The sequence below is a fragment of the Salegentibacter sp. 24 genome (assembly GCF_004362395.1).
Taxonomy (GTDB): domain Bacteria; phylum Bacteroidota; class Bacteroidia; order Flavobacteriales; family Flavobacteriaceae; genus Salegentibacter.
This window is the reverse complement of sequence record NZ_SNWE01000024.1, coordinates 1-26,606: the sequence shown is the minus strand read 5'-3', so window position 1 is coordinate 26,606 and position 26,606 is coordinate 1. Positions and strand designations below refer to the sequence as shown.

Annotated in this window: 29 protein-coding genes; 19 read left to right on the top strand and 10 right to left on the bottom strand. The window is 37.3% G+C overall.

The window, feature by feature from the left end:
* Positions 1–6: 6 nt before the first annotated feature.
* Complete coding sequence (locus DET49_RS15210) at positions 7–459, bottom strand: DUF4442 domain-containing protein (RefSeq protein ID WP_133549207.1); 453 nt, start codon at positions 457–459, stop codon at positions 7–9.
* 144 nt (positions 460–603) lie between these two features.
* Here DET49_RS15210 and DET49_RS15205 point away from each other — a divergent pair, with 144 nt between their 5' ends.
* From DET49_RS15205 to DET49_RS15175, 8 genes are all read left to right on the top strand, one after another.
* Positions 604–1,140, top strand: coding sequence for a DUF4870 domain-containing protein (locus DET49_RS15205; protein WP_133549205.1), 537 nt, complete (start codon positions 604–606; stop codon positions 1,138–1,140).
* Positions 1,137–1,481 carry a PadR family transcriptional regulator gene (locus tag DET49_RS15200; RefSeq protein WP_133549203.1) on the top strand — a complete coding sequence of 115 codons (345 nt, stop codon included), beginning with the start codon at positions 1,137–1,139 and terminating at the stop codon, positions 1,479–1,481. The genes DET49_RS15205 and DET49_RS15200 overlap by 4 nt, the downstream gene beginning before the upstream one ends.
* On the top strand, positions 1,474–3,210 hold the full coding sequence (locus tag DET49_RS15195; protein ID WP_133549201.1) for a PspC domain-containing protein: 1,737 nt from the start codon (positions 1,474–1,476) through the stop codon (positions 3,208–3,210). The genes DET49_RS15200 and DET49_RS15195 overlap by 8 nt, the downstream gene beginning before the upstream one ends.
* Positions 3,207–3,350 carry a hypothetical protein gene (locus DET49_RS18520; protein WP_166636590.1) on the top strand — a complete coding sequence of 48 codons (144 nt, stop codon included), beginning with the start codon at positions 3,207–3,209 and terminating at the stop codon, positions 3,348–3,350. Before DET49_RS15195 ends, DET49_RS18520 begins: the two co-directional genes overlap by 4 nt.
* A gap of 62 nt (positions 3,351–3,412) precedes the next feature.
* Positions 3,413–4,234 carry a head GIN domain-containing protein gene (locus DET49_RS15190; protein ID WP_133549199.1) on the top strand — a complete coding sequence of 274 codons (822 nt, stop codon included), beginning with the start codon at positions 3,413–3,415 and terminating at the stop codon, positions 4,232–4,234.
* Between the two features lie 124 nt (positions 4,235–4,358).
* The gene (locus DET49_RS15185) at positions 4,359–4,976 is read left to right on the top strand and encodes an alpha/beta hydrolase (protein ID WP_133549197.1); all 618 of its coding nucleotides are present in this window, start codon (positions 4,359–4,361) and stop codon (positions 4,974–4,976) included.
* A gap of 15 nt (positions 4,977–4,991) precedes the next feature.
* Complete coding sequence (locus tag DET49_RS15180; protein WP_133549195.1) at positions 4,992–5,846, top strand: pirin family protein; 855 nt, start codon at positions 4,992–4,994, stop codon at positions 5,844–5,846.
* 66 nt (positions 5,847–5,912) lie between these two features.
* Positions 5,913–6,380, top strand: a complete 468-nt coding sequence (locus tag DET49_RS15175; protein WP_133549193.1) for a hypothetical protein — start codon at positions 5,913–5,915, stop codon at positions 6,378–6,380.
* A gap of 89 nt (positions 6,381–6,469) precedes the next feature.
* On the opposite strand, the gene rpsA is transcribed toward DET49_RS15175, so the two are convergent.
* The 3 genes from rpsA to lon all read right to left on the bottom strand — a co-directional run bounded on the left by rpsA (position 6,470) and on the right by lon (position 11,738).
* The gene (gene rpsA, locus DET49_RS15170; RefSeq protein ID WP_133549191.1) at positions 6,470–8,320 is read right to left on the bottom strand and encodes a 30S ribosomal protein S1; all 1,851 of its coding nucleotides are present in this window, start codon (positions 8,318–8,320) and stop codon (positions 6,470–6,472) included.
* A 178-nt stretch (positions 8,321–8,498) separates the two neighbouring features.
* Positions 8,499–9,191, bottom strand: a complete 693-nt coding sequence (cmk, locus tag DET49_RS15165) for a (d)CMP kinase (RefSeq protein WP_133549189.1) — start codon at positions 9,189–9,191, stop codon at positions 8,499–8,501.
* A 96-nt stretch (positions 9,192–9,287) separates the two neighbouring features.
* The gene (gene lon, locus DET49_RS15160) at positions 9,288–11,738 is read right to left on the bottom strand and encodes an endopeptidase La (protein ID WP_133549186.1); all 2,451 of its coding nucleotides are present in this window, start codon (positions 11,736–11,738) and stop codon (positions 9,288–9,290) included.
* A 216-nt stretch (positions 11,739–11,954) separates the two neighbouring features.
* Here lon and DET49_RS15155 point away from each other — a divergent pair, with 216 nt between their 5' ends.
* The 4 genes from DET49_RS15155 to DET49_RS15140 are packed head-to-tail and all read left to right on the top strand — an operon-like array spanning position 11,955 to position 14,908.
* Positions 11,955–12,518 carry an RNA polymerase sigma factor gene (locus DET49_RS15155; RefSeq protein ID WP_243729699.1) on the top strand — a complete coding sequence of 188 codons (564 nt, stop codon included), beginning with the start codon at positions 11,955–11,957 and terminating at the stop codon, positions 12,516–12,518.
* On the top strand, positions 12,505–13,071 hold the full coding sequence (locus DET49_RS15150; protein ID WP_133549184.1) for a DUF4179 domain-containing protein: 567 nt from the start codon (positions 12,505–12,507) through the stop codon (positions 13,069–13,071). Before DET49_RS15155 ends, DET49_RS15150 begins: the two co-directional genes overlap by 14 nt.
* Positions 13,055–14,140 carry a hypothetical protein gene (locus DET49_RS15145; RefSeq protein ID WP_133549182.1) on the top strand — a complete coding sequence of 362 codons (1,086 nt, stop codon included), beginning with the start codon at positions 13,055–13,057 and terminating at the stop codon, positions 14,138–14,140. Before DET49_RS15150 ends, DET49_RS15145 begins: the two co-directional genes overlap by 17 nt.
* Before the next feature lie 33 nt (positions 14,141–14,173).
* Positions 14,174–14,908: a head GIN domain-containing protein gene (locus DET49_RS15140; RefSeq protein WP_133549180.1), complete on the top strand. Its 735-nt coding sequence runs from the start codon at positions 14,174–14,176 to the stop codon at positions 14,906–14,908.
* Between the two features lie 24 nt (positions 14,909–14,932).
* Here DET49_RS15140 and DET49_RS15135 read toward each other — a convergent pair whose 3' ends face one another.
* Positions 14,933–16,270, bottom strand: coding sequence for an MFS transporter (locus DET49_RS15135; RefSeq protein WP_133549178.1), 1,338 nt, complete (start codon positions 16,268–16,270; stop codon positions 14,933–14,935).
* Between the two features lie 86 nt (positions 16,271–16,356).
* Positions 16,357–17,175 carry a M48 family metallopeptidase gene (locus DET49_RS15130; protein WP_133549176.1) on the bottom strand — a complete coding sequence of 273 codons (819 nt, stop codon included), beginning with the start codon at positions 17,173–17,175 and terminating at the stop codon, positions 16,357–16,359.
* A gap of 189 nt (positions 17,176–17,364) precedes the next feature.
* Between DET49_RS15130 and DET49_RS15125 the strand changes: the two genes are divergently transcribed.
* From DET49_RS15125 to lpdA, 5 genes are all read left to right on the top strand, one after another.
* Positions 17,365–18,234, top strand: a complete 870-nt coding sequence (locus DET49_RS15125; protein WP_133549174.1) for an alpha/beta fold hydrolase — start codon at positions 17,365–17,367, stop codon at positions 18,232–18,234.
* A gap of 102 nt (positions 18,235–18,336) precedes the next feature.
* Positions 18,337–18,828: a peptide-methionine (R)-S-oxide reductase MsrB gene (gene msrB, locus DET49_RS15120; protein ID WP_133549172.1), complete on the top strand. Its 492-nt coding sequence runs from the start codon at positions 18,337–18,339 to the stop codon at positions 18,826–18,828.
* Between the two features lie 40 nt (positions 18,829–18,868).
* On the top strand, positions 18,869–19,261 hold the full coding sequence (msrB, locus tag DET49_RS15115; protein WP_133549170.1) for a peptide-methionine (R)-S-oxide reductase MsrB: 393 nt from the start codon (positions 18,869–18,871) through the stop codon (positions 19,259–19,261).
* A 46-nt stretch (positions 19,262–19,307) separates the two neighbouring features.
* Positions 19,308–19,847 carry a DUF2977 domain-containing protein gene (locus DET49_RS15110; RefSeq protein WP_243729698.1) on the top strand — a complete coding sequence of 180 codons (540 nt, stop codon included), beginning with the start codon at positions 19,308–19,310 and terminating at the stop codon, positions 19,845–19,847.
* 374 nt (positions 19,848–20,221) lie between these two features.
* Complete coding sequence (gene lpdA / locus DET49_RS15105) at positions 20,222–21,613, top strand: dihydrolipoyl dehydrogenase (protein WP_133549166.1); 1,392 nt, start codon at positions 20,222–20,224, stop codon at positions 21,611–21,613.
* 145 nt (positions 21,614–21,758) lie between these two features.
* Here lpdA and DET49_RS15100 read toward each other — a convergent pair whose 3' ends face one another.
* The 4 genes from DET49_RS15100 to DET49_RS15085 all read right to left on the bottom strand — a co-directional run bounded on the left by DET49_RS15100 (position 21,759) and on the right by DET49_RS15085 (position 24,276).
* A complete protein-coding gene (locus tag DET49_RS15100; RefSeq protein WP_133549164.1) occupies positions 21,759–22,484 on the bottom strand; it encodes a diphthine--ammonia ligase in 726 nt (241 codons plus the stop codon).
* Positions 22,484–22,906 (bottom strand): type II 3-dehydroquinate dehydratase, encoded by a 423-nt coding sequence (gene aroQ / locus DET49_RS15095; RefSeq protein ID WP_133549162.1) that lies wholly within the window; start codon positions 22,904–22,906, stop codon positions 22,484–22,486. The genes DET49_RS15100 and aroQ overlap by 1 nt, the downstream gene beginning before the upstream one ends.
* 124 nt (positions 22,907–23,030) lie before the next feature.
* Complete coding sequence (locus DET49_RS15090; protein WP_166636589.1) at positions 23,031–23,525, bottom strand: hypothetical protein; 495 nt, start codon at positions 23,523–23,525, stop codon at positions 23,031–23,033.
* A gap of 145 nt (positions 23,526–23,670) precedes the next feature.
* Positions 23,671–24,276: a porin family protein gene (locus DET49_RS15085; RefSeq protein ID WP_133549160.1), complete on the bottom strand. Its 606-nt coding sequence runs from the start codon at positions 24,274–24,276 to the stop codon at positions 23,671–23,673.
* A 116-nt stretch (positions 24,277–24,392) separates the two neighbouring features.
* On the opposite strand from DET49_RS15085, the gene xerD reads away from it, so the two are divergent.
* Positions 24,393–25,289 carry a site-specific tyrosine recombinase XerD gene (gene xerD, locus DET49_RS15080; RefSeq protein ID WP_133549158.1) on the top strand — a complete coding sequence of 299 codons (897 nt, stop codon included), beginning with the start codon at positions 24,393–24,395 and terminating at the stop codon, positions 25,287–25,289.
* 124 nt (positions 25,290–25,413) lie between these two features.
* On the top strand, positions 25,414–26,376 hold the full coding sequence (locus tag DET49_RS15075) for an aldo/keto reductase (protein ID WP_133549156.1): 963 nt from the start codon (positions 25,414–25,416) through the stop codon (positions 26,374–26,376).
* The last annotated feature ends 230 nt before the right edge of the window (positions 26,377–26,606 follow it).

The window sequence follows — 26,606 nt, the reverse complement described above, 5'->3', positions numbered from 1 at the left end:
TTCCTATTATTTTGCTTTTATAGTCCATTCAAATTCAAAAACAGCAACCTGTTCTCCGATATCGTTTAACCCGGTAGATTTCATCCAGAAAGTCTGTCCCTCGCCAGTGGCTAATGTTTGTTTTATTGCACCTTCTATTAAATGTCCTTCATAACAATAAAAGGTGATTTTACCAGTGGCTTTTTTAGTGAACTTTGCCCGGTTCTGAGCCACCAGCATAGAAATCTTTCTATTAGACTGTTGAATTTTACCCATTAACAAAGCGCCAGTACTGAGTTCTGCTGCCATTGCCTGCACAGCAAAATACATACTCTTAAATGGATTTTGGTTTATCCATTTATGTTTAACGGTAACCTTGCAGGTATTCTCTTCAAATTCACTTACCCGAACTCCGCAAAGCCAAGCGCTTGGCAGCTTTAGCATAAGAAATTTATTGAGTTTGCTTTTATTTAACGTCATGGAAAAAGTTTGTTTTTATTAAATGTATTTAAATTATTCAATAACTGTTTAGCTATAAATTCATAAATATATGTTAAATTTTAGTACTATGTTTTGCAAAATACCTTCTTTTAAACATATATTTGTAATATAAATTATTAGGTTATGAACTCAAAGATAGCAAAAGAAGAAAAAACACTGGCCACAATTTTACATTTATCGGTTTTCAGCAAATTCATTATTCCATTTGGGAATTTTTTTTTCCCTTTGATCTTATGGCTGACAAAAAAGGAAAAACCATTTATAGATGATCACGGTAGAAAAGCGATCAATTTTCAGATTAGCCTTTTTTTCTACACCATCTTTCTGGTAGTTTTAGCCCTGGCTATTATTATATTTCAGGCGGTTAGATTAAACGGAGATTTTCCCTTTGTAATAGGACCGGATCAATTTTATATTGACCAGATGGGTCAGGCAATCTCTATTGTAATAACGATTGTCGTATTTGCAAGCCTGCTTTCCGCATTGTTTTTACTGGAAATCTTTGCTGTAATAAGTGCAAGTATTAAAGCCAGCAATGGCGAAAACTATTCTTTTCCCTTAAGCATCAACTTTATAGGGAAAGATTCAGATCATCATCATAATAACCATCAAAAATCAAAAAATGAACAGTTTAACAAACCTCAAAATCAAACGCTATGAAGATAGAAAACACCAAGGCTCAAATGCGTAAAGGTGTATTGGAGTACTGTATTCTTTCGGTATTAAAAGACGAAGATGCGTATGTAGCCGAAATCCTGGACACCCTTAAAGACGCAAAGTTACTTGTGGTTGAAGGCACTATTTATCCTTTATTAACCAGGTTAAAAAACGCAGGATTGCTCAATTATCGCTGGGAAGAGTCCAGCAGCGGACCACCACGAAAATACTATGGCCTGACCGAAACCGGCAAACTCTTTCTAAAGGAACTTACCGGTACTTGGAACGAACTTCAAACCGCTGTTAATGTTGTAACCAATCAAAAAAATAAGAATCATGAATAAGACAGTAAATATAAATCTTGCCGGTATATTCTTTCATATAGACGAAGACGCATATGCCAAACTGCAGCATTATCTGGATGCTATAAAACGATCCTTTACCAATACCCAGGGAAAAGATGAAATCATTGCAGATATTGAGGCTCGTATTGCTGAATTGTTCCATGAGAAGAAAAAGGACGATCGTCAGGTTATCGGCATAAAAGAAGTAGAAGAAGTAATCGCCATTATGGGGCAACCCGAAGATTATATGGTTGATGAAGAAATTTTTGAAGATGAACCAGTCTATACTAAAACCGCGAAATCTTCAGGAAAACAGTTATTCAGGGACACTGAACATTCTTACGTAGGCGGAGTTTCTTCCGGACTTGGACATTATTTAAGTATAGATTTTATATGGGTGCGTTTACTTTGGATCTTACTTACTATTTTTTCAAGTGGTGCCTTTATCCTTATTTATATTGCGCTTTGGATCTTTGTTCCAGAGGCCAAGTCCACAGCCGATAAACTGGCCATGCGAGGTGAAGAGGTAACCATTAGTAATATTGAAAAAAAAATCCGGGAGGGTTTTGACAATGTTTCCGGAAAGGTAAAGGATGTAGATTACCAAAAATACGGCAACCAGGCAAAAAGCGGTGCGAGCTCTGCCGCTACTGCTATTGGCAATGTTTTTGCTTTTATCCTAAAGGTATTCGTAAAACTTATTGGAATTGCTTTAATAATTTTTGCTGGTGCAGTCTTGATATGTCTGTTCGTAGGAGTTTTTACTGTTGGTACTTTTGGTATTATAGATGCTCCCTGGAGCAGTTATGTGGAAATGGTTGTCAGTGGCGCGCCCCTGTGGTTACTTTGGTTGCTGGCCTTTCTTCTTGCGGGTATCCCTTTCTTCTTCCTGTTTGTACTGGGATTAAAAATTCTGGTTGGTCGTTTGAAATCTATTGGAACTCCCGCTAAACTAGTTCTACTTGGCCTTTGGATTCTTGCTTTTGTTGGTGCTAGTATCATCGCGGTCCAACAAGCTACACATCGGGCATTTGATGGAGAACAGATTATAACGGAGACCCTGCCTATCTCTAGTAATGACACGCTTTACGTGCGTATGCTGTCAAACCCCAATTACTCCTCCAGTATATACAGAAGTACCGATTTCAAAATAAAATATGATGAAAACGATGCTAAAATATTGTACAGCTCTGATGTTCGATTAGTTGTAAAATCCACTAAAGATTCCCTGGCCAAACTCGAAATAATAAAGTCGGCCGATGGTAAAGATTACTTGGAGGCAAAAGAACGAGCCAGTCATATCGCATACAATAGCAGTTTCAGCGGGAATGAATTATTGCTAAACAGCTTTTTTACCTCACCGACAAAATATAAGTACCGCGAACAGGAAGTGATGATTACTTTATATATACCAGAAGGCACTACGCTGTTTGCCGATAACAATACCCATAGTTTTCACAGGAACGCTGATTATTGGGGTGATCTTTTGAACAATGGCCAGGAAGAAAAATTCTTAAAAATCACTGAAGATGGAGTAATATGCGAAGATTGTCCGGCAGAAGAATTGAACACCCAAAGCGAAGATCAGTGGAATGAAAACGGCGATTTTAATGCTAGAATAAACTCGGGGGAAGAAGAAGTGAATATTCAAATTAATAGTCAAGGAGTAACGGTTGATAAAAAACCGGTTGATAATAAGGAAGAAATTAAAGAAAATGAGGAATTATGATACAATTAATCCTGCAGATATTACTGGTGGTCTTTAATTTAGGGGAACCTGTAGTTGAAAATGAAGAACTGGTTAAGCAATACATGGAGTGTCATCAAATCTTAACCAAAAAATGTCCTGTAGCATTCTACGAATGCTAAGCATCTCTTAAAAGCCTCCATTACGGGGGCTTTTTAGTATATTTGTTTTAAACACAAATTTTATGAAAAAAGTACTATTCCTCTTCAGTATTGTAACATTAATTAGCTGTGGCGCTCAAAAAATAAAAGGTAGTGGAAATGTTACTACCGAAAAAAACCGGCTACCAGATTTCCATAGCCTGGAGATCGCAGGAGATTTTGAGGTGAAACTCAAAAAAGGATCTACCGGAATGATTGAAGTAAAAGCTGATGACAACTTACATAGCCTTATCAGAGGTGAAGTGGTTGACAGGGTACTATATCTTAAACCAACCAAAGAAATAGGGCGAAGCAAATCACAGGAAATTACAATTACTTATCCAGAAAATCTTCAGAAAATCAATGTTTCCGGCCATACCGAAATTGAAGCCGAAGGAGAACTATATTCTGAAGAGCTTAAAATCTCTACCTCAGATGATGCAGAGGTTTACCTAACCGTGACTTCTACCAAATTTGATCTTTTTAATGAAGGTAAATCTAAAGTAGAATTGAATTTAACCGCAGATGATGCTTATTTTCAACTGAATGGTTCAAGTGATATCGAGGCATTGGTAAACGCTCCCAAATTTAAAGTTGACACTTATGAAGATGCTACTGCACGTATTGAGGGAGAAGTAGACGACTTACAGTTACGGGCTGAGCATTCAAGCAAATTTGATGGTGAAAATTTAACAGCAAATACCGCAGTGGTAATTGCCGAAGGCAAGTCTAAGATCGAAATAGAAGTACTCGAAAAATTGACCCTTACCGCCAAAAACCGTAGTGAAATAGAATTGTATGGAAATCCTGAAATAGATTTATTAGAATTCTCAGAAAATGCAGTACTAGCCAAAAAGGATGGATAAAAGCTTGGAAATATATTAGAAAGATCATTTAAGATCTGGGTTAAAAAAATAAAAATTGTCTTAAAAGTCCCGAAAATCGGGACTTTTTTATTGGTATTTAGTATCTTAATTTAAAATTACTACAATGCATAAAAAAGAGATATATACCGCAGGAAAAGAACTTAGGGAAGCCGAAAAAGTTTTGATCCTCATCCATGGACGGGGTGGTAGTGCCAAGGAATTTCTTTCCCTGGCCAATCAATTAAATACATCAGATTTTGCAGTTTTAGCACCACAGGCTACAGATTTCACCTGGTATCCAAATTCCTTTTTAGGTCCAGTTGCTGAGAATGAGCCGGAATATTCTTCTGCCTTGGAAATATTAAGTGAATTACTGGAAGAAATTAAAGAAACTGGGATTGTTTCCGAAAATATTTATTTCGCTGGATTTTCTCAAGGTGCCTGCCTTACACTCGAATTCGTTAGCCGAAATGCCCAAAGATTTGGAGGTGTGGCCGCTTTTACCGGGGGACTAATTGGGGATAAGATTTATACTGAAAACTATGCTGGTGATTTTAATGGCACACCAATTTTTATAGGAACCGGTGATCCCGATTCTCACGTACCGGTAAAGCGCGTAGAAGATTCTGTCGAAATATTGCGCGATATGAACGCCAAGGTAGAAGTTAAAATCTATAAAAACAGGCCCCATACCATTTCACAAGATGAACTAAAACTTGCCAATGAATTTATTTTCAATTAAATATTGATCGATTCTATGAAAAGCATAAAAAAAATACATACAGCGGTGAGCTCACCTATCGCAGATCTTATTACTTATCGCGCATTACCCACGAATTCCATAGCACATATTGATCCCTTTTTATTTCTAAATCATCACGGCTATCAGGAGTACCCTAAAAATAATAATGGTCTGCCCTTTGGCCCCCACCCTCACCGTGGATTTGAAACGGTGACATTTATTCTTAAAGGTGATTTAACCCATAAAGACAGTGGGGGTTTTGAAAGTGTGATCAGAGCTGGCGGGGTACAATGGATGACCGCGGGAAAAGGACTTATTCACGCTGAAGTTTCTTCGGAAGAATTCAAAAAAAATGGTGGAGAACTTGAAATTCTCCAGCTCTGGGTAAACCTTCCTGCAAAACATAAAATGACCGATCCAAATTATAAAGGCCTTCAAAAAGAAGATATCCCTCAGCTCAACCTGGATCAGGGAAAGGTAAACCTCGCTGTAGTATCAGGTTACTGGGAGGATACAAAAGGTCCTTTTGTACCTTTAAACGATATCCAGATGGCTACCCTGAATTTTACTGAGGGTGGTAAATATTCTGTAGAAATTCCTAAAGAAAGAAGTATTTTCTTTTATGTAGTAAAGGGGAAAGTAAATGTAAACGGCCAAGAAGCAAAAATGCATCATTTAGTTGAATTCGCTAAGGAGGAAGGAAAAATAAAAATTGAGGCCACAGAAGAAAGTGTTATACTGTTGGGACACGCTGCACCTTTTAATGAACCTATTGTTGCCCAGGGCCCTTTTGTTATGAACAGCCAGGAGGAAATTCAACAGGCTTTCCAGGATTACCAAAATGGTGCATTTGGAACATGGAGGGGATAATTCTTTTAAGACTAACGCAACCTTTCTGCAGAACCTGCATCTTATAAGGGAACTAAACTATATAAAATGAAACCATTTTTTACGATTCTTATTGTATTAAGTTTTCTCTCCTGCAGTAAAGAGGAAAATAAAGAACCAGAACATCTAAATTTAGATCTGGTTTTAAAAGAGCTTCCACAGCAATGGGAACTTATAAAAATGACTGGTAGTTTCCAGGGTTCTGAAACTACTGGAGATGAAATGTTCTGGCAGGAGACCTACAGTTTTTCTGAAGATGGAACCTTTACTAAAACAAGAATTGATGAAGAAGGGAATACATTTACTGTTTCTGGTCAGTTTAGAATAACAGAGGATATGGAAACTCCTTCTGATAAATCTTTAGTTCTAACTTATGAGGAGGTAAATAATATTATTGGAAGCTGCTATAATAGACCGGTAGAATACCTTTATTACAGAAATGATGAAAATCTTCTTTTAAGTAATTGGTGGGCCTGCGATGGACCGGGATTGTTTTATAAAAAAATTCAGGAATAAAAAGCATTGAAGCTTTTTAAATTTAATCTTATAAAAAACCTCCTTAGCAAATAAACTAAGGAGGTTTCTATTTATGATAATACAGGAATTTATTTTCCTTCCATTTTATCCTTTAAAGCCTGAAGATCGGCATTAACATCACCAATAGTGGTTTTGTCGTTGTTTTGCGAAGCTGCTTTCTTGGCTGCTTGCTTAACAATTTGCTGTTCTTCTTCTTTGTGAATAGCCATATGAGAAGCTACTACTCTCTTGAATTCTTTATTGAATTCAATGATCTGAAACTCTGCCGATTCACCTTTGGTTAATTTGTTACCATCTTCTTTCTCAAGATGTCTGGTTGGAACAAATGCAGTGATATCTTCGTTAAAGTCTATAGTAGCACCTTTGTCTACGATCTCTGCGATCTCTGCGGTGTGTTTAGTACCAACAGCGAACTCAGTTTCGTACTTATCCCAAGGATTGTCTTCAACCTGCTTGTGACCAAGGCTTAATTTACGACCATCAACGTCTAATTCAAGAACTACAACTTCAAGCTCATCACCTACATTAGTAAATTCTGATGGGTGCTTGATTTTCTTAGTCCAGGAAAGATCAGAGATATAGATAAGTCCGTCGATTCCTTCTTCAAGTTCTACGAATACACCAAAGTTGGTGAAATTACGTACAATCCCTTTGTGTTTAGAACCAACAGGATATTTAGTAGTAATATCTGTCCATGGATCTGGAGTTAATTGCTTAATTCCAAGGGACATTTTACGGTCTTCACGGTCCAAAGTTAAAATTTGAGCTTCAACCTCATCTCCAACGTTTACGAAATCCTGAGCTGAACGCAAGTGCGTACTCCAGGACATTTCAGAAACATGGATGAGTCCTTCAACACCATCGGCAACTTCAATAAATGCACCATAATCTGCGATTACAACCACTTTACCTTTTACCTTGTCTCCAACCTTCAGATTCTCGTCAAGAGCTTCCCATGGGTGTTTGCTTAATTGCTTAAGACCAAGTTGAATTCTTGTTTTAGCTTCATCAAAATCAAGAATTACTACGTTTAGCTTTTGATCAAGTTCAACGATCTCATTTGGATGGTTGATACGCGACCAGCTAAGATCGGTAATATGAACAAGTCCATCAACTCCTCCAAGATCAACAAATACTCCGTAAGAAGTAATGTTTTTAACAGTACCTTCAAGCACCTGACCTTTTTCAAGCTGACCGATAATTTCTTTCTTCTGTTCTTCGATATCAGCTTCGATAAGCGCTTTGTGAGAAACAACAACATTTTTAAATTCATGGTTAATTTTAACCACTTTAAATTCCATCGTTTTTCCTACATAAGCATCATAATCTCGGATTGGCTTCACGTCAATTTGAGAACCTGGCAAGAATGCTTCAATTCCAAATACATCTACGATCATACCTCCTTTAGTTCTGCATTTCACAAAACCGTTAACGATAAGACTTTCATCATGAGCCTTGTTTACACGATCCCAGGCCTGGATAACCCGAGCCTTACGGTGAGAAAGAATTAATTGTCCTGTTGAATCTTCACGAACATCAATAAGTACCTCAACTTCGTCTCCAACTTTTAGATCTGGATTGTAACGAAATTCGTTAAGAGAAATAACGCCTTCACTTTTTGCATTAATGTCTATAATTGCATCTCGGTCGGTAAGATTAATTACCTTTCCTGTTACAACTTCGTCATTTAAAGTGTCTACGAAATTTTCTGCAACCAGCTTCTCAAATTCTTCTAACTTCTTATCATCAATTGGGTCAATACCCTCTTCATAATTGTGCCAGTTAAATTCTTCAAGAAATTTTTCAGGATTTTCCTGTTGCTCGGTAGGAGCAGGTTGCGATGAAGTAGCCATTCCAGCTACTGGTTGAACTTCAAGATTTTCATCCTGAAGGTCCTGATTTTTTTTGTCTTCAGCCATTGCTGATAAAAAATTTGTATCCTGTATTCTTCGGAAAAATTAAGCAAATAAAACACAGAAGATGTTTATGGTTTGATTTTCAATCCCTTTTGAATTTCCGATTCTTTGCCAAAAAGGGTTGCAAAAATACAACTTATTTCTCTAATCTCAAACCTTAAATAATTTAAAAACAGGAACCTTAATCTTCTATTTTATCCTGGGCAAGTTTCAGTACTTTTTTAAATTGTTGCTCCAAATTCATTTCTGAATTATCAATTTCTATAGCGTCTTTTGCCTTGACCAGGGGCGAATCCTCTCTGGTTGTATCGAGGTAATCACGCTCTTTGACATTGGCAAGAACATCTTCATAATCAATGTTTTCGCCGCGTTCTTTTAATTCATCATACCTGCGTTCTGCTCGTTTTTCAGTAGAAGCGGTCATAAATAATTTAAGATCAGCATCGGGGAAAACTACGGTTCCAATATCCCGACCATCCATTACTACGGCCTTGTTTTTTCCAAGTTCCTGCTGAATTTTCACTAACATCTTCCTTACTTCAGGAACAGCAGCCACTTTACTTACCTGCTTGGAAACTTCCATTAACCTGATTTCCTTTTCGACATTTTCACCATTTAAATGTACTTCCCCGTAACCTACCTTTTTGTTAAAAACAAAGCTGATATTTATAAAGGGTAAATGCCTTAAAATAGCCTCTTTATCAAAATTAGTATTGGTCACCATCATTTTACGCATCAGATATAAAGTAACGGCGCGATACATAGCACCTGTATCTACATAAACATATCCGAGTTCGGCAGCAAGTTGTTTTGCAACAGTGCTTTTTCCCGTTGAAGAATAACCATCTATGGCTATCGTGATTTTTTTACTCATAATTTAATTTCTACTTAAGTGACAAAATTAAGCAAAGCTCAACTTTACTGAAACCTTCACTCCATTTAAAAAGCCTCCCGATTAGGAGGCTTTTTTCTAAAGTGATTTTGCGTTTTTTACCTTTTCCTTGGTAATGGCCAGATCTATAACTTCACTCATTTCATTTACATAATGAAAGCTGAGTCCTTTAAGATAATCTTCCTTAATCTCTTTTATATCACGTTCGTTCTCTTTACAAAGTATGATCTCTTTGATTCTAGCTCGTTTCGCTGCAAGGATCTTCTCTTTGATCCCTCCTACCGGTAACACTTTTCCCCTAAGGGTAATTTCTCCTGTCATAGCAATACTTTTCTTCACTTTTCGCTGTGTAAACAACGAAACCAAGGAAGTAAGCATCGTTATCCCGGCACTTGGACCATCTTTAGGGGTAGCCCCTTCAGGCACGTGAATGTGTACATTATATTTTTCGAAAATAGTAGGATCTAAACCAAGCTCTTCTGCATTGGATTTCATATACTCCATGGCTATGGTAGCCGACTCCTTCATCACCTTACCGAGGTTTCCAGTAATATTCAGTTTTCCATTCCCTTTGGAAAGAATAGATTCAATAAAGAGAATATCACCCCCAACCTGGGTCCATGCCAGACCAGTGACTACACCGGCAACTTCATTATTTTCATATTTATCGCGTTCCAGTCTTGGACTACCGAGCACTTCGATAACATCTTCGTTGGTCACTTTTACATTATAATCTTCTTCCATCGCAATATTCTTCGCTGCGTGGCGTACCATCTTTGCGATTTGCTTTTCCAAACCTCGAACTCCTGATTCCCGTGTATAGCCTTCCACAATTTTCTCTAATTGCGGTTTTGCAATTTTTATATGCTCTTTGGTAAGTCCGTGCTCTTTCAACTGTTTTGGAAGTAAATGCTGCTTGGCAATTTCCACTTTCTCTTCAATGGTATAACCGGTCACGTTTATGATCTCCATTCTGTCTCTGAGTGCCGGCTGAATAGTACTTAAAGTATTAGCCGTAGCCACAAACATTACTTTTGAAAGATCAAACCCCATTTCCAGGAAGTTATCGTGAAATTCACTGTTCTGCTCCGGGTCTAATACCTCCAGTAATGCAGAAGAAGGATCCCCGGCGTGCCCCATACTTAATTTGTCGATTTCATCCAGAACAAAAACCGGATTGCTGGTACCTGCTTTTTTAAGCGACTGAATAATCCTACCCGGCATAGCTCCAATATAGGTTTTCCGGTGTCCACGTATTTCAGCCTCATCTCGTAAACCACCCAGGGAAACTCTTACGTATTCTCTTCCAAGAGCCTCTGCCATAGACTTACCAAGTGAAGTCTTACCAACACCAGGAGGTCCGTAAAGGCAAAGAATTGGCGATTTCATATCATTACGAAGTTTCAATACAGCTAGGTACTCAATAATTCGGCGCTTTACATCATCCAAGCCGTAATGATCACGATCAAGTATTCTTTTTGCTCTTTTTAAATCGAATTTATCTTTACTGAACTCATTCCATGGAAGATCCAAAAAAAGGTCCAAATAATTTCGCTGGATGGAATATTCAGCAACCTGGGGATTCATCCGTTGCATTTTGGAGATTTCCTTTTGAAAATGTTTCTGCACTTTCTCACCCCATTTTTTCTTTTTGGCACGAAGTTTCATTTCTTCAATTTCATCTTCGTGAGAAACCCCACCCAGTTCCTCCTGAATCGTCTTCATTTGTTGATGAAGAAAATATTCCCGTTGTTGCTGGCTCATATCACTTTGCACCTTACTCTGAATATCATTTTTAAGTTCCAGTTTTTGGAACTCAATATTCATATGTCGCAAGGTGGCCAGAGCGCGATCTTTTAGATCGTTGGTTTCTAATAATTTTTGTTTGTCCTCCACCGCTAGGTTCATATTCGAAGACACAAAGTTGATTAGGAAAGAAGAACTTTCTATATTCTTAATGGCAAAGGAAGCTTCACTAGGAATATTTGGACTTCCCTTTATAATTTGAAGGGCAAGTTCTTTAATAGAATCTATAATTGCCGGGAATTCTTTATTATCAATTTCTGGTCTTGCTTCCGGAACTTCCCTAATACTAGCCGTCAGGTATGGTTCTTCCTTTACAATTTCATCAATTTCAAAACGTTTTTTCCCCTGGATAATCACCGTGGTATTTCCATCGGGCATTTTTAAAACTCTAAGAATACGCGCAACTACACCAGTACTGTAAATATCTTTCGCAGAAGGATTCTCTACTTCCTCATCTTTTTGGGCCACAACACCAATTATTTTGGAGTTGTTGTTAGCTTCATTAATCAATTTAATAGAAGTATCCCTTCCTGCGGTAATAGGAATTACCACCCCAGGAAATAGTACGGTATTTCTCAATGGAAGTATCGGTAGGGTTTCGGGTAATTCTTCCCTGTTAATTTCTTCTTCGTCTTCAGGGGTCATCAAGGGGATTAAATCTGCATCCTGATCTATATCTTGCAATGACAAACTGTCAAAACTTGTTAATTTAGTTTTAGCCATAATTTATTTTAAGTCAAACTGTCACAAACAGTTTCCGGTTCTTAATCCTTTTCTTTTTCGTAAAGCCTTAAGCTCAGTAAACTAAGCTGCTTTTAATACAATTTCAAATAAAAGTAGTCAATTCCTATGCCACCATCTTTTTTATAATTTTTTTTTGAAAAGTGTAACAAATTAAAATCAAGGCTATCTTTAGTATAGAAACAAGATAGTTTTTAATTGACACCAACCATCACACATATCAATGATCTTGTTGCGCGCTGTAGAAAGAATGATCAGCGAGCACAAATGGAGGTTTACCAGCGCTATTATAAAGCGATGTATAATATTTCTCTGCGTATTGTATGCGATACAGCTGAAGCTGAAGACATCATGCAGGAATCATTTTTAAAAGCCTTTGCCAAAATAGATAGTTTTCAGGGCAGCTCTACTTTTGGTGCCTGGTTAAAAAGAATAGTGGTAAACCTAAGTATTAATGCTTTTAATAAAAAGATAAAATTAAACGAAGTAGCCTACAATGATGAATTGAAAAATGAAATAGATGATAGTGCAGGAATTATTCTGGATGAAGATTCTAAGGATGAGAAAGTGAACAAAGTATTAAAAATGCTTAGTTCGTTAAAAGAAAACTATCGTATTGCCCTAACGCTTCACTTGATAGAAGGTTACGATTACGAAGAAATTGGTGAAATTCTCAATTTGAGTTACGCAAATTCCCGCACCATGATCTCTAGAGCTAAAGAAAGTTTAAGAAAGAAATTACTCAAAGATGAAAAACGATAAAATAGACGAGCTTCTCAGGGAACTCGATTTCGATAATAAAGAACCGGCTTCTGGTCACAAAGTGAGGTTTCTCAAAAGGCTGGAAGAACAAAACAACCAAACCAAAAATTTGGATGATAGAACTTTTAAAAGGAGTCTTTGGGAGCCAATGCTATCGGTGGCTGCCTTACTAGCCATAACATTTATGGTTTTAGCAGGATTTTTTGGTCAGAATTCCTATCAAAACTCAGGCGAACTCGCAAGTGTTTCTCCTGAAATGAAAGAAACCCAGCAATTCTACACCCAGCTTATTAAAAATGAATTGGAAATACTAAAATCGGTGGATGCCCCGGGAACGGAAACAATTGTAAAAGATGCGCTTGTCCAACTTGAAAAACTAGAAACAGAGTACATAAAACTGAAAGAAGATTTATATAAGAGCGGACATGATAAAAGAGTAGTCTACGCGATGATCTCAAATTTCCAACAAAGAATTGATCTTTTAAACCAAGTACTCCATCAAATAGAAAATATAAAAACCCTAAAAAACCAAAGCGATGAAAACTATATTTAATATTATAATACTAGCGCTGTTTATCCCCGCTTTAAGCTATTGTAATGGCGATTTTAACGGTAGGCATACTAAAGAAAAAAAGGTCACAAAATCTTATAAAGTTAGTCCGACGGATATGCTGACCATAGATAATAGCTATGGCAATGTAGATATTTCTACCTGGGATCAAAATAAGGTGGTTATAGAGGTATATATTAAAACCAATGGGGACGATCAGGAGAAAGTACAACAAAAACTCGAAGACATTCATATTGAATTCAATCATTCCTCCTCTGGGGTAAGCGCAAAAACTCATTTTACAAGAGAAGACCAGTCCTGGTGGAGTTCACTTTTCAATAACTCTAGTCAGGTAAATATGGAGATTAATTATGTGATTAAAGCTCCTGAAAGAAATAGCATGGATATTCAAAATGATTACGGCGGAATTTACATAGATCGACTTCTGGGAAATGCAAAAATAAGCTGCGATTATGGTAAGATCGATATTGGTGAACTTCACGGAAATTCTAATCTGCTCAAATTTGATTATACCAGAAACAGTCATATTGGCTACATTAGAAACGCTGAAATAAATGCTGATTACAGCAGTTATGAAGTTGAAGAAGCCGATAATTTATATGTAAATGCCGATTATACCGATTCCAGGATAAAGAAGGTGACCCAGGTGGATTTCAATTGTGATTATGGCAGTATAAATATTGAAAAGGCCAAAAGAATAGTAGGTAATGGCGATTATCTAAGCACCAAAATAGGTCGGGTGTTTGAATATTTAGACCTTAATTTGGATTATGGTTCCTTAAGCATTGAAAAGATTTTAAAAGGAGTTTCAAAAGTAGAGATTAACACCGATTATGCAGGCGTTAACCTGGGATATGATAGTGAACATCCCTTTAATCTTAGGGTAAAATCCTCTTTCGCAAATGTAAAAGGGATTGAGAATATACAGATTAGAAAACGTCACGAGGAAAATTCAAGTAAACTCATTGAAGGTTATCACCTTACCGAAAACAGTGGAAATTCCATTTTTATAAATACCAACTACGGGAATGTAACTTTTAACGAACAATAACAGAAACAATTATCAATCAATAAACTTTAAACCATGAAAAAACTTTTTTTAATTTTAGCCGTATCCTGCCTGGGTTACTCACCTGTACAAGCCCAGTGGTGGGGTAATAGCGAAACCGTTAAAGGCAATGGCGAAATGACTTCCGAAAAAAGAAATACGGGAGATTATGATGAAATTTCACTTGTTGGTTCTATGGATGTGGAACTTGTAAGGGGTACTGAAGGTAATTTAACCGTTGTAGCTGAAAGCAATCTTCAGGAATATATCACTACTGAAGTAAACAACAATATTTTGAAAATTTCAGTAAAAAAAGGTTATAATTTAAAACCTAACAAAAACAATAATATTAAAATAACAGTTCCTTTTGACCATATAGATGCAGTTGAAGTAACAGGATCAGGAGATCTTTGGAATTCCGCTACAATTAATGCAAAAAACTTTAGCACTGCACTTACTGGTTCAGGAGATATAAAATTAGAGGTTGAAGTAGAAAATTTAGAAGCTACCATTACCGGGTCCGGCGATACTCAGTTAAGTGGAAAAGCTCAGGATTTTGAAGTTAACGTAAAAGGTTCTGGCGATTTTAAAGCTTATGACCTCAAAGCGGACAATGTGGAGGCCACTGTTATGGGTTCTGGAGACATCCGGGTTTCAGCAAATTCCAGATTAAAAGCCAAAGTTATGGGGTCAGGAGATATCACATATAACGGAAATCCAAAGCATCAGGATTTTAAAACTTCAGGTTCAGGTTCAATTTCATCAAATTAGTATTTATTCGAAGAAAAAAAATTGCTAAATCCTGTCCTTCGTGACAGGTTTTTTTATAGGTACACGCAGTAATAAAAACACTCCGGCAATAAAGAAAATCACTAAAAACAAGATGGAATTTCTTACACTTCCGGTAATCTGGGCCACAATTCCATAAAGAAACATTCCAATAACGATCCCTATTTTTTCGGCGACATCATAAAAACTGAAATAACTTGCAGTATCAATTGCTTTTTCCGGCAGCATTTTTGAATATGTAGATCTGGATAAAGACTGAATCCCTCCCATCACTAATCCTACTGAGGCCGCAGCAATATAAAACTGCTGCGGGCTTACGATAAAATAAGCGTAACCACAGATAGCGATCCAGATTAAATTTATAAAAATGAGGATCTTTATATTTCCATATTTTATGGCAAGTCGTGAAGTTAACGTAGCCCCAAGAATTGCGACTAATTGAATTAGTAATATACTTATAATCAGTCCTGTAGTAGAATTTTGTTCTCCCCACTCCAACTCTTCAATCCCAAAATAAGTAGCCACCAGCATGATAGTTTGTACCGCCATACTATACACAAAAAAAGCGGCTAAATATCGTTTCAATTGAATGTTATGCTTTAGGCTAATCCATATTCCGCGAAGCTCCCTGAACCCATTGAAAAGAACATTTTTTGTAAAAATTGCTTTTTTATTTCCTTTAGGCAAATAGGCATATGTATATTGGCTAAATACGATCCACCAAATTCCGGTTAAAACAAAAGATAATCGGGTTGGAAAAGCTTCGCTTTCGAACCCAAAAATCTCATAATTCAAGATCATCGCCAGGCATATTACAAGTAAAATCACACTGCCAATATAACCCAGAGAAAAGCCACGGGCACTAACTTTATCTTGCTGGTTGGGAAATGCAATATCAGGCAAATAGGAATTATAAAAGACCAAACTCGCCCAAAACCCAATCAGGGCCATAAAATAACAAAGCAAACCAAACCATAGAAATTCCAGGTCGAACCAAAAAAGGCCAATACAGGAGGTAGCACCCAGGTAGCAGAAAAATTTTAGAAAATTCTTTTTGTTTCCTACGTAATCTGCAATCCCTGATAAAAATGGACTCAAGATAGAAACAACCAAAAAAGCTGCGGCGGTTACATAACTTATCAGTGAATCGTTATTAAAATTTATTCCCAGGAAATTTACTTTATCGTTTAGTATAATTCCTTTTTCATTCTTTATAATAGTGAGCGCACCATAGAAAATAGGAAAAATAGCCGAAGAAATCACCAGGCTATAAACCGAATTCGCCCAGTCATAAAAAGCCCATGCATTTAGTAATTTTTTGTGCCCCTTGGGAAGTTTGTTCATTTTTCAGGATATTTTTTCAAAAGTCCTAAAATAGAAAAAGCTGCCTTAAATGGCAGCCTTTTCATATAATTAAAAAGTTATAATCTTTAAAAACTGGTTACGCCATATTTCCTGGCTTCCGCTTTGGCTTCAGGGGTCCATTTTTCCAGGTTATTTATCCTTGTTTGATTAGAAGGGTGCGTACTTAGAAATTCCGGAGGAGCCTGTCCATCACTTTGAGCCGCCATTCTTCTCCATAAATCAGCGGCTTCCTCAGGGTCATAGCCTGCAATAGCCATCAAGGTTAACCCAATTCTATCGGCCTCGGTTTCGTGACTACGACTAAAGGGTAGCATCACTCCCACTTGCGTTCCCAAACCATATGCCTGGGCAAAAATTTGTTGTGTTTCCTGGCTTCTTCCACTTACGGCGATTGAGCCAGCCACAGCACCGAGTTGTTGTAATTGTGCGGCACTCATTCGTTGTGCACCATGATCGGCAAGGGCATGAGCTATCTCGTGAGCCATTACCGCAGCTACTCCTGCTTCAGTTTCAGCGACATCAAGAATCCCGGTATAAAAAACGATTTTTCCTCCAGGCATTGCAAAGGCGTTTACCGCTTCATCTTTCACCAGATTGTATTCCCATTCAAAATCCTTTAAGAAACCCTGATAACCATTGGCATTTAAATATCTCTCCGCAGCAGTTTCAATTTTGTTACCAACTCGTTTAATCATTTGCGATTCTTCCGTTCCTGTGACAACTTCATTTTCAGCTAAAAATTGATCATATTGTTCAAAGGAAGTAGGAAATAATTGATCGTTTGAAACAAAATTCAAATTCTTTTCTCCCGTAAACGGATTGGTTTTACAAGCTACCACGAGCAGTAAAACAGCAATCACGCTAATTGATTTTTTAAGTTTCATCTTTATTGGTTTAATTTTGTTAAAATTACAAAAGCCATTAAACCCTGCTTCTTGCTTTAAGCATCATTTAACAGTTTATAGCTATCCAAAAATAATACCACAAACCAATAGGCCAAACATAGAAAGTATTTCCAAAAGATCCTTGCAGGTGTTTGAAAAATGTAAATTGCAATTAATTACTCTAAAAAAATGGATCAGCAGAAAAAAGATAAAATCCCAGTACAACAATTACTAGTGCCTAATTATATTCGCTATACCGGAAGGGTACTTTCCAGGATTTCCCCCTTTGTGGCCAGCAGGTTTGCTGCACAACTATTTCTAACTCCCTTCAAATATAAACTTCCGGACCGCGAAAAGCATATGGACGAAAATTCTAACCAACTCAAGGTGGATATCCCAAGAACTAATCGAGAGATTATGATCTATGAATTTGGTAATAGCAACAAGAAAGTCCTGCTTGTCCATGGCTGGAGTGGTCGTGGTACGCAATTAGCAAAAGTAGCTGAAACATTAAAAGCTAAGGGCTATAGTACGATAAGTTTCGATGCACCTGCCCACGGGAAAGCGCCCGGTAAGAAAACAATAATGTTGGACTTTATTGATGCTATACATTTATTAGATGAGAAATACGGCCCGTTTTCAGCGGTAGTCGGACATTCCCTTGGTGGAATGGCGACACTAAGGGCTGTAAAAGAAGGTTTACAAACTAAGAAACTGATAGTTATAGGAACTGCCAATAGCATAACTCATATCACTCAAGAATTTGTCCGAAACCTTAAAATGAATAGAAAAATTGCTGAAAGAATGAAAGCTCATTTTGATAAAAAATTCGATATCGATATGGATAGCTATTCTGGGGCTGTTTCCGCTAGAGCAGTGAAAATCCCAACGCTGGTTATTCATGATGAAAATGATGTGGATGTTGAAATCTCCTCAGCATATGAAATTCATAAAGCGCTAGAAAACAGTGAACTACATATCACAAAGGGTTTAGGACACCGCCGGATCTTAGGTGATTCTGCGGTAATTAACAAAATCACAACGTTCATCGCGGTATAATCTTTGTACTTTTAAAATAAAAAAGCTCAAAAATGGGCTTCTAAAATGGGTAAATCTCCAAATTTTATCAAAAGAGGAGAAACCAATTAAATTTTAAAAGCTATGAAAAAGATATTACCAATTTTGCTCGCAGTCTTAAGTTTCAGCTGTCAGGGCAATGCACAAAAACAAGATGATAAGCAGCAGAAACAGGAAAAATTTGAAGTTACAAAATCTACCGAAGAATGGAAAGAGGAACTTACTGACGCCGAATTTCAGGTTTTAAGGAAAGCTGCTACCGAACCTGCATTCTCCAGTCCTTTAAATAAAGTCGATGAACCTGGGACTTTTGTCTGTGCTGCCTGCGGGAACGAATTGTATAAAACTAAACACAAATTCATCAGTGGCACGGGCTGGCCTAGTTTTGACCGTGCTATTGAAGGTGGAGTGGCCTATGGAACCGATTCAAAACTCGGTTACCAAAGAAACGAAGTTCACTGTGCTAGATGCGGAGGTCATTTAGGTCATGTTTTTAATGATGGCCCGGAGGAAACAACCGGGAAAAGACATTGTATTAATGGAATCGCGATGGATTTTATACCAGCTAAACAATAGGACTTTCTATTGTGCAATTAATGATTAAGAAGGAAAGAAAATGAAAAAATATAGTATAGAAAAACCTGAAACAGCATGGAGGGAAAAACTTTCAGAAGAACAATTTCGGGTATTGAGAAAAAAAGGCACTGAAGCACCACATACCGGTAAATATAATATGCACTTTGAAGATGGAACATATTTTTGTGCGGGATGTGGAGAAAAACTCTTTGATAGTGAAGCCAAGTTTGATAGCGGATGTGGTTGGCCAAGTTTTGATAAAGCCATAGATGGAAAAGTTGAATACATTCAGGATAAAACCTTTGGGATGCTAAGAACTGAAATTCTTTGTTCTAATTGTGGTGGTCATCTTGGGCACGTTTTTGATGATGGGCCTACCGAGACTGGCCAGCGCTATTGCGTAAACTCGGCGAGTATAAATTTTAACAAATAATAACCTAACACCTATGATTATGAAAAAACTATTTTCAATTTTATTTATGACAACTTTTTTATTTACAGCCTGCTCTAGTGATGGCGAAGTAGGACCACAAGGCCCTCCAGGTGAAGATGGCTTAGATGCGGCAACTGCAACTATATTCGAAATCAATTCAGACTTTTTCTATGATGAAGAAGCTAATTTATGGACTACAGATCTTTTGGCCTTCGAGGACTTTACGGATGTTGAAGTTCTTGAAACAGATATTGTGATAATTTATCGTTTAGATGCCATAGGACAACTAGATGATGGAAGCGATGTAGATGAATGGAGTATGTTACCTCAGAATTTTTTCACTGATGAAGGGACCATACAATATGTATCTAACCACACATTTGTAGATACCGAGATTTTTATCGATGGTAATTATGATTTAAGTGGTCTTAGTGAGGATTTTACAACAGATCAAATCTTTAGGGTAGCAATTATTCCAGCAAAGTTCTATGCAAGTGCGGATTTTGATAGCTCCAATCTTGAATCAGTTATGAAAGAACTGGATCTAAAAGAAAGTGATGTAAGAAAGGTAGAAATGATTAAATAATCTTTCCCTCACAATAAAGACTTTAACAAGTTCCTAAAATACCTCGTGTTGTAGAAATTCATGAGGTATTTTTATTATAGAGCTTTTAAAGAGCAAAAAATTAATTATACTGGAGTTCAGAATTTTTAAAATATAAGTAGGTTCCAAAACAAAAAAGCTTCAATTTTTCTTTGGTACACCTCTTTTTCATTTCCCTCCTATACTCCAACTTAAAACTTTCAGTTTAAGTGATTATTCCTTAAATTCGCAACTTCGCTCCCCAAAGTGAGCTTTGAAATACTTGATGCTTGCATCGAATCATTTTTAATTATTTTATTTAAATCCTTGTGGGTTTGCCCCAAGAAAGTTTATTAAGCACCATAAAAAATCCGAATATGAGTAAATACGATATCATTGTTTTAGGTAGTGGCCCTGGAGGTTATGTAACCGCCATTAGAGCTTCTCAATTAGGTTTTAAAACCGCAATTGTAGAAAAAGAAAGCCTCGGAGGCGTTTGTTTGAACTGGGGGTGCATCCCAACTAAAGCGCTTCTCAAAAGTGCCGAAGTTTTTGATTATCTAAAGCACGCCGAAGATTACGGATTGAGTTTAGAGAATCCTGATAAAGATTTTTCAAAAGTTATAAAACGTAGTCGTGATGTTGCTGCAGGAATGAGCAAAGGGGTTCAATTCCTGATGAAAAAGAATAAAATCGATGTCATTGAAGGTTTCGGAAAACTAAAATCTGGTAAAAAGATCGCTGTTACGGATAAAGATGATAAAACTAAGGAATACCAGGCGGATAATATAATTGTAGCAACGGGCGCTCGTTCTCGCGAGTTACCTAACCTTAAGCAGGATGGGAAAAAAGTTATTGGTTATCGCGAAGCTATGAGTCTGGAAAAACAACCAAAATCTATGATTGTAGTTGGGTCTGGAGCCATTGGGGTTGAATTTGCGCATTTCTATAACGCTATGGGTACGGAAGTTACCGTGGTAGAGTTTTTACCAAATGTAGTGCCTTTAGAAGATGAAGAAATTTCAAAGCAATTTGAACGCAGCCTTAAAAAGGCCGGGATAAAAGTAATGACCAACTCTTCAGTGGAAAGTGTTGATACTTCTGGCAAGAAAGTAAAAGCCAAAGTAAAAACCAAAAAAGGCGAAGAAAATCTGGAAGCCGATATTGTACTTTCAGCTGTTGGAATTAAAACAAATATTGAAAATATAGGCCTTGAGGACCTAAAAATAAAAACAGATAAGGATAAAATCGTTGTAGACGATTTTTATAAGACCAATGTAGATGGAATTTATGCCATTGGCGATGTAGTTCACGGACCTGCTCTTGCACATGTCGCTTCCGCTGAAGGAATTCTTTGCGTTGAAAAAATCAAAGGAATGGATGTAGAGCCTTTGGACTATGGAAATATACCGGGTTGTACCTATGCTACCCCCGAAATTGCATCGGTTGGGATGACGGAGAAGCAAGCCAAAGAAGCCGGTTACGAACTTAAAGTAGGTAAATTCCCTTTCTCTGCTTCCGGAAAAGCCAAAGCCGCGGGAAAATCCGAAGGATTTGTAAAAGTAATTTTTGATGCCAAGTATGGCGAATGGTTAGGTTGTCATATGATTGGCGCGGGAGTTACCGATATGATCGCAGAAGCTGTTCTTGGACGTAAACTTGAAACAACGGGCCACGAAGTACTAAAAGCTGTTCACCCTCACCCGACTATGAGTGAAGCGGTAATGGAGGCTGTTGCAGCTGCCTATGATGAAGTAATTCATATTTAGAAAATACCAGCTTAAATGATAGGTCCCCGAAACAGTCAAGTTCCGGGGACTTTTTATTCACACTATACGGTATTAATTCCAAAAATCTCTATGTTTTAGGGGATACAGGGCCGGAAGCTGTAATTAGCCCGGAACATTATAACTTTCATTTCAACAACAGATCACAAAACACAAAACTTGTATCCCAGGATTTTTGATCGGTCGAAGAGCAATTACCCTCTGATTCTTCACCAGGTTTATAGGATCTTACAACTATTTCTCCTTTTTTAAAATCAATGGGTTGTTTAAAAATAGGCCCCTCAAAAACAAAAGAATGAAATTCGCCATTTTCACCACAAGGATCAATCCCTTCCGGTAGGTCATTTAAAAAATTCTTATCTATAATTCTTCCGCAAAAGGATTCATCTAATTTATCCGTATTTACACAAACTACTATGGCTTTAAATCCAGTATCTATAAATTCTCTCATCAGTTCATTGGTGTCCCTTTTCCAAAGAGGAAAAACTGCCTGTAGTCCAATATCTTTCAAATGCTTTTCTCGGTAGTGCTTTAGATCTTCCAGGAAAATATCTCCAAAAATACTATGGGTAAATCCTTCTTTAAGAAGATTTGTGGTTTCTCTCTCCATCACCTGATTATATTCTGTCATAGAGACCTCCCCCCGCAGTTTAATTTGATGCAGTGGCAAGTTTAAACTGGAGGCCTGCCTATGAAGTAATTCTAATCTTACCCCGTGCATAGAGATTCGGTCAAACTCCGTATTTACAGTAGTTATTAATTTTTCAACTGAATATTTACCTTGCTCTTGGAGCTTATGCAAGGTCAAGGCCGCATCTTTCCCGCTACTCCAGTTCAGGTATGCCTTTTCCATTATTCCTTATTTAGAAAACTCTCAATAGCCAGATCATACCCGAGCAATCCGAAGCCAAGAATTACACCCTTCGCATTTGGAGCAATATAGGATTTATGTCGAAATTTTTCTCTGGAATGAGTATTGGAAATATGCACTTCCACCACGGGGGTTTTAATACCTTTTACCGCATCCCCCAAACCAACTGAAGTATGGGTGTAGGCTGCTGCATTTAAAACAATCCCGTCAAACTCTTTATCCGCCTGATGAATTTTATCGATGAGCTCCCCCTCTATATTACTTTGGAAATAAGAAAGTTCGGTTTTTTTAAATTTAAACTGAAGTTCAGAGAAGTAAGTCTCAAAGCTTTTACTTCCGTAAGTATCGGGTTCACGGGTTCCCAAAAGGTTTAAGTTTGGACCGTTGATGATCATTATTTTCATTTTTTACCGCTTAGATAGTTCTATTGGTAAAGGTAAAAAATTAGATATAGTTAAAACCCTTTAGAAAAAAAGAACATTATACTTTTAAGATTCTATTTTCCAAAGGGTGATTTTGGTTGGATAGTTATAATCCGAATTCAATTCCGAGGTTTATGGAACTGAAATTATCTCCGTCTACGCTAATTCCACTATAGGAGGCAATAAGTCCAATTTTACCGAAATTATACCCAATTTGGGGCCTGTAATAGAATCCCCCATCATTTCCATCATTCAGGCCTACAGCATAGCCCAGATCTGTTCCAAAGAAGAACCCCTGTGCGAGTGCAATCCTGCCTGAGGCAGCGATAGGTAAAAATGCAGGATCTTCCATATCAAGGTCTACAATTTCATTGTCAATATCTTCTACAAAGAATCGTGTATATCCGATCATAGGACCAACATATAACATATCCGCAATGCCAAACATATAGGCAATATCTGCACCAGCCTGAAAGTTACTCACTTCTTCCACATCTCCTAAGGGTATTCCGATATTGGCACCTAACCGCAATCCGCTTTGGGCTTTCATCACATTGGTTCCCATTAGCATAACACAAACAATAAATACAAATCGTTTCATAATTATACATTTTAATTTCTATTCTAAAGATACCACAAGTAATAATTAAAACACACATTTACAGCGAAATACAGGATTTCAGGTATAAAAAAAGCGGAAAGTAAATTTCCGCTTTTAATTTCATAGGTGTTCTTTAAGAATTACCCTAAAACATTAATCCGATTCCTACCTGGATTCCATTGTTTTTCACAGCATCATCATCCCAATTCTCGCTATCAAACACATCGGTAAATCCTTGGGTATATCTGGCAGAGGCAAAGAAACCATTGTTAAATTTGTAAGAAGCACCAATTGCTCCTCCAAATTCAAAAGCACTTCCGGCCTCCGGATCAAATTCCCCATCAGCCAGGTCACTTTCGAAATTATATTCTTCTTCTACCAGAAAATTAAATGATGGTCCCGCTTCAATGGAAAGGCCATCTATTAAATAAAGCTTAGCCAATACGGGTACCTGAATATAATCTAATCGATATTCCCCATTAAAATTCTGGCCGGCAAAGGTCCTGTTTGCTTCTGTTCCCTGGGTTGCATAAAGCACCTCTGGTTGAAGGGAAAACCGGTCACTTAAAGGGATTTCAGAAACCAAACCTAAGTGAAATCCTGTTTGCATTTTTTCATCATCAAATCCGTCTGAAGACATATTGGTAAAATTCACCCCACCTTTAGCTCCAAAATACACGAATTCCTGTGCGCTTGCTGCAGTATTAAAACCTAAAATGGCTATTACTGCAATTAAAATCGACTTTTTCATTACTTTCATTTTTGTTAGTGTTACAACAGCAAATGTAGGAACAGGCTTCTTAATAAAATGTTATTCAAGCCTAAAGTATTACTAAGATTACAACCAATTGTTTATATCTTTAGGGTATGAAATGGGCACCGGCATTACAGGATTACTGCAACTATCTTCGCATAGAACGCGGGCTATCAGAAAATTCCATTATCAGTTACAGGCTGGATGTTGCTAAACTTATCAACTTTTTAGATGTTAAAAACCATATAGTCTCTCCTACCCATATTTCCGAGGAAATCCTGCAACAGTTTATTTACGAAGTTGCCAAGGAGGTTAATGCTCGCTCTCAATCCCGAATTATCTCCGGTTTACGCGGGTTCTTCAATTACCTGGTTTTTGAAGATTATCGTAAAGATAATCCTCTAGACCTAATAGAATCTCCCAAAATAGGTCGGAAACTACCGGATACTATTTCCACTGAAGAAATAGATTTACTTATAGCTACGATTGATTTAAGCAAAGCTGAAGGTGAACGAAACCGAGCGATTCTTGAAATGTTATATGGTTGTGGACTCCGCGTTAGTGAACTTACCGAACTTAAAATTTCAGACCTGTTCTTCCAAGAAGGCTTTATAAAGGTTACAGGAAAGGGAAATAAGCAGCGTTTTGTTCCGGTTTCCGACTACACTAAAAAATTCATTAATATTTACAAAGACCAGGTCCGAATTCACCAAAAAATTAATAAGGAATCTTCAGATACTTTGTTTTTGAACCGAAGAGGAAATAAACTCACCAGGGCCATGATCTTTACTATTATTAAACGCCTGGCCGAAAAAGCCGGAATTAAAAAAAAGATAAGCCCACATACCTTCAGACATTCCTTTGCAACACATTTATTAGAAAATGGTGCCGACCTAAGAGCAATTCAGCAAATGTTAGGACATGAAAGCATTACAACTACTGAAGTCTATATGCACGTTGACCGTAAGCACCTTCGGGAAATTATGGAACAATTTCATCCGCGCCGTTAGTTTGTATTAAAGTTCGGTTAAACTGCTCTCAAATCTTCGGAAAGCTTTTATTTATTAGTAATTTCAAGCAAATTAATTTTAAAAAAATGCTAAGGAAACCTTGTTTCCTTTAAAAAATCTGAAAATGAAAACATTAAAATTTGATAACGGTGATCAGATGCCGGCGATAGGATTAGGCACTTGGAAATCTGGAAAAGAAGAAGTAAAAGAGGCAGTTAAAATCGCTTTAAAAAATGGATACAGGCATATTGATTGTGCTGCCACCTACGGAAATGAAGCAGCAGTGGGAGAAGCTTTCTCAGAAGTATTTGCAGAGGGAAAAATTAAGCGTGAGCAAGTATGGATTACTTCAAAATTGTGGAATAATGCCCATAAAAAAGAAGATGTAATTCCGGCACTCAAAAAAACCTTAAAAGATCTCCAGCTAGATTATCTCGATCTATATCTTATACACTGGCCGGTAGCTTTTAAACCAGATGTCAGCTTTCCTGAGAACGATGAAGATTATTTATCTTTAGAAGAAGTCCCACTGATAGCAACCTGGGAGATGATGCTAGAAGCAAAAAAACAAGGCCTTGTAAAACATGTCGGGGTTTCTAATTTCAGTGCCATGAAATTGGAAGAATTAATGGAAGAAACTTCAGATATTCCTGAAATGAACCAGGTGGAACTACATCCTTATTTACAACAAAATGAGTTATTGGAATTTTGCAGTAAGCATAAAATCCATATGACTGCATTTTCTCCCCTTGGAAGCGGGGATCGCCCTGATGGTATGAAAGCTAAAGATGAACCTTCGCTTTTAGATAATCCAGTTATAAAAAAAATTGCTAAAAAGCATGGTGCCACTGAAGGACAGGTGTTAATCAAATGGAGCGAAATGCGTGGTACCGCTGTTATTCCCAAGTCCACCAATAAAGAAAGAATTATAGAAAACCTCGCTAGTGCAGGGCTTCATTTAAATGAACAAGACCTGGATGAAATTGCGGCTTTGGATAAGCATTTTAGATATGTCACCGGCGAGTTTTTCGTTACCAAAGGTAATTCTTATGAAAACATCTATGACGATGATGATTACCAGTCTTAATTAATAGAAATTGTAAAGCATGGGGAGCTTAGAAATTAAAAATCTTAATAAGGCTTTTCAAAATCGAACTCCCCTGAGCTGCCAATGACTTCCCCTAAATAATAGATCAGGGAATCTATTTTAATTTTGGGATAGATAGAGTAGGAAGATAGGGATTAATTCCCTATCTGTCCTCTCACACCACGCGTACGTACGGTTCTCGTATACGGCGGTTCCTTAGTTTACCCTGA